The organism is Neisseria sp. P0021.S005, assembly GCF_051956955.1.
In genome coordinates, this window is the sequence record NZ_JBQCWY010000384.1 from 1 (window position 1) to 2,894 (window position 2,894).

The 2,894-nt window shown below is 48.0% G+C and carries 4 protein-coding genes and 1 pseudogene; 3 read left to right on the top strand and 2 right to left on the bottom strand.

The window, feature by feature from the left end:
• Window positions 1-771: tRNA 2-thiocytidine(32) synthetase TtcA (gene ttcA, locus ACTHUE_RS14490; protein ID WP_440423837.1), on the bottom strand; the 771-nt coding region annotated here is incomplete at its 3' end.
• A gap of 128 nt (window positions 772-899) precedes the next feature.
• Window positions 900-1,253 carry a RidA family protein gene (locus ACTHUE_RS14495; protein ID WP_049349838.1) on the bottom strand — a complete coding sequence of 118 codons (354 nt, stop codon included), beginning with the start codon at window positions 1,251-1,253 and terminating at the stop codon, window positions 900-902.
• 98 nt (window positions 1,254-1,351) lie between these two features.
• Here ACTHUE_RS14495 and ACTHUE_RS14500 point away from each other — a divergent pair, with 98 nt between their 5' ends.
• From ACTHUE_RS14500 to ACTHUE_RS14510, 3 genes and pseudogenes are all read left to right on the top strand, one after another.
• A complete protein-coding gene (locus tag ACTHUE_RS14500) occupies window positions 1,352-1,837 on the top strand; it encodes a YbaK/EbsC family protein (protein ID WP_070460765.1) in 486 nt (161 codons plus the stop codon).
• 15 nt (window positions 1,838-1,852) lie between these two features.
• Entirely contained in the window at window positions 1,853-2,485 is a 633-nt protein-coding gene (locus ACTHUE_RS14505; RefSeq protein WP_070460763.1) for a DnaJ domain-containing protein, read from the top strand.
• A gap of 3 nt (window positions 2,486-2,488) precedes the next feature.
• A pseudogene (locus ACTHUE_RS14510) lies at window positions 2,489-2,894 on the top strand (EamA/RhaT family transporter); the annotation flags it as partial.

Sequence of the window (2,894 nt, forward strand, 5' to 3'; positions counted from 1 at the left end):
TTCGAAGAGTTCGGTATCGACTAAATGTGATGGAACGACGTTTTGCAGGGCGGAGAACATGGACTCGATACGGCCGGGGAAGCGTTTGTCCCAATCGCGCAGCATGTCGCCGATAACTTGGCGTTGCAGGTTGGGCTGGGAGCCGCAGAGGTTGCATGGGATAATTGGGAATTGCTTCAGCTCGGCGTATTTGATCAAGTCCTTCTCTTTGACATACGCCAGAGGACGGATGACGATATGTTCGCCGTTGTCGCTCACCAGTTTGGGCGGCATGGCTTTGAGTTTGCCGCCGTAAAACATATTCAGGAACATGGTGGCGAGGATGTCGTCGCGGTGGTGTCCCAAGGCGATTTTGGTGCAGCCCAATTCTTTTGCAGTGCGATAGAGAATACCGCGGCGCAAACGGCTGCACAGCGAACAAGTCGTTTTGCCTTCGTCCAACACGCGTTTAACGGTGGAGTAGGTGTCTTCTTCAACGATTTTGTAGGGAACGCCGATACTTTCGAGATAGGTCGGCAATACTTCTTCAGGGAAGCCCGGCTGTTTTTGGTCGAGATTGACGGCGACCAGTTCGAAATCAATCGGCGCACTGGCTTGAAGCTGGCGCAGAATATCTAAAAGGGCGTAGCTGTCTTTGCCGCCGGAGAGGCAGACCATGATTTTGTCGCCCGGTTCGATCATATTGAAATCGTTAATGGCATCGCCGACGGCGTGGCGCAGGCGTTTGCTGAGTTTGTTGTTTTCTAATTCTTGCTTGGTTTTTTTGGACATGGCTGTTTGTGCTTTGAAATAATAGAAAAATTTAAGGGCGGTATTGTACCTCAAAAGAATAAAGGCCGTCTGAAAAACTGCGCTTGCTTGGTTGAAGCGGCGTTTTCAGACGGCCTGATATTTGTGCTTTATTTGATTTGAAGGGCGGTAATTTTGATTTCAACCTTCCAGTCTGGTGAAGCCAGTTTCGCTTCCACGCAGGCGCGGGCCGGAGCGCGCTCAGGGGCTGTCCATGCGTCCCAGGCTTCATTCATAGCGGCGTAGTCGTTCATATCGGGCAGATAGATGGTAGCTTCTAAAATGTGGGCTTTGTCGGATTGGCATTGTGCGAGCCATGAATCGATTTGCGCCAAAACGTTTTCAGTTTGTGCTTTGGCGTCGGCTTCAGGATTTTCGGGAACCATGCCAGAGAGGAAAACCAAGCCGTTGGCTACGACGGCTTCCGAATAGCGTTTGCTTGTGCCAAGATAGCGGATGTCCATGTTGTCTCCTGATTTCAAAAAGAAGGTATGGTAACATTGCAGTTGTTTACGTTCCACATTTAAGAGGGGCCGTCTGAAAAGGGTGGCGGAAAACAACCATGAGTAAAGCAGAATATCCGGTTACGCAGGCAGTGCGCTTTTTACGCAGTAAGAAAATTGATTTTGTCCCTTATGTTTATGCGTATGAAGAACATGGCGGTACGGCGCGTTTTGCCGAATGTACGGGCAAGCCCGAGCATCAGGTCATCAAAACGATCGTTTTGCAGGATGAGCATAAAAAAGGCTTGGTTGTGTTAATGCACGGCGACAAACATATTTCTACCCGCAATCTGGCGTGCGAACTGGGCTTGAAACACATCGTGCCGGCAACGGCAGATCAGGCGGCGAAATGGACAGGATATTTGGTTGGCGGTACGTCGCCGTTCGGTATGAAAACCGCATTGCCGGTTTATGTGGAAGAAAGCATTTGGGCTTTGGACGAGATTTTTATCAATGGCGGCAAACGTGGGTTTATCGTAGGCATGAAGCCTGAAAACCTGCGGACGCTCAATCCGAAAGATGTTCATGTTGCAGTCGATTCATAAAGGATAGGAATACAGATGGAACAATTAAATTTATACGAAATCTTGGGTGTATCTCAGGATGCTGATATCAGCGTTATCCGCGAGGCTTACGGTAAATTGGTTGCCAATCCGGATATTCAGAAAGATGCGGAGCGTTTCAAAGCCATCGGACAGGCGTTTGAAGTATTGTCTCATCCGGAAAAACGTCTGGCTTATGATGCGGCGATGCAGTACGAGCGTCAGGAAGTCAAAGAAAACAGCTTCAATGATACGGCGGCCAATCATACGGCAAACTATAATACAGGGAACAATAATACGGGGGGCAATATGGTCAATACGTCCAAATCCGAAGTGAAAAACTATGTTTTTATTGCCTATGTGACATATGCCTTGGGCTTGTTTATTTGGTTTACACCCGTCGTCGGTGTGATTTTGGCGTTTATCAAACGCGATGAAGCGCAAGGCAGCATTTACGCCAGCCATATTGATTATCTGATTAAGACATTTTGGGTGTCTTTGATTGGTATGGTTTTAGGGATGCTGACCATACTTATCTTAATCGGTTGGCTGATTTTGGCGGCAACCGGTGTTTGGCTCATTTATCGTGTAGTCGTCGGATTGATTAAACTGAATGAAGATAAGCCTGTTTCTAATCAAGGATGGTTCTAAAGCATGACATATTTATTGGCAAGTATCGTTTGCAGCGTGTTGGTTTCAGTACTGCTGAAAGTGGCGCGCAAGCAAAAAATCAATATCGAGCAAGCGGTGGCGGTGAACTACATCGTTGCCATCACTTTGACCATGCTGGTGTTAAAGCCTGATTTGAGTAATCCGCAGGTATTTTTACCGACTTGGTGGCTTTTTGCGGCATTGGGCATTTTGCTGCCAAGCGTGTTTGTCATTATGGGCAAATCGGTAGATGCGGCAGGTATCGTCAAATCGGATGCGGCGCAACGCTTATCGCTGTTTCTGCCGATTGTCGCTTCATTCACGCTTTTCCATGAGCAGTTGACCGAAGGCCGTCTGATCGGTTTGGTATTGGCATTTACGGCACTGTTTTTCTTGCTTTGGAAAAGCG

Bases quoted from the DNA above. Each gene is read 5' to 3' on its own strand.
- ACTHUE_RS14505 (WP_070460763.1), top strand. From the start codon at position 1,853: ATGGAACAATTAAATTTATACGAAATCTTGGGTGTATCTCAGGATGCT.
- ACTHUE_RS14500 (WP_070460765.1), top strand. From the start codon at position 1,352: ATGAGTAAAGCAGAATATCCGGTTACGCAGGCAGTGCGCTTTTTACGC.
- ACTHUE_RS14495 (WP_049349838.1), bottom strand. From the start codon at position 1,253: ATGGACATCCGCTATCTTGGCACAAGCAAACGCTATTCGGAAGCCGTC.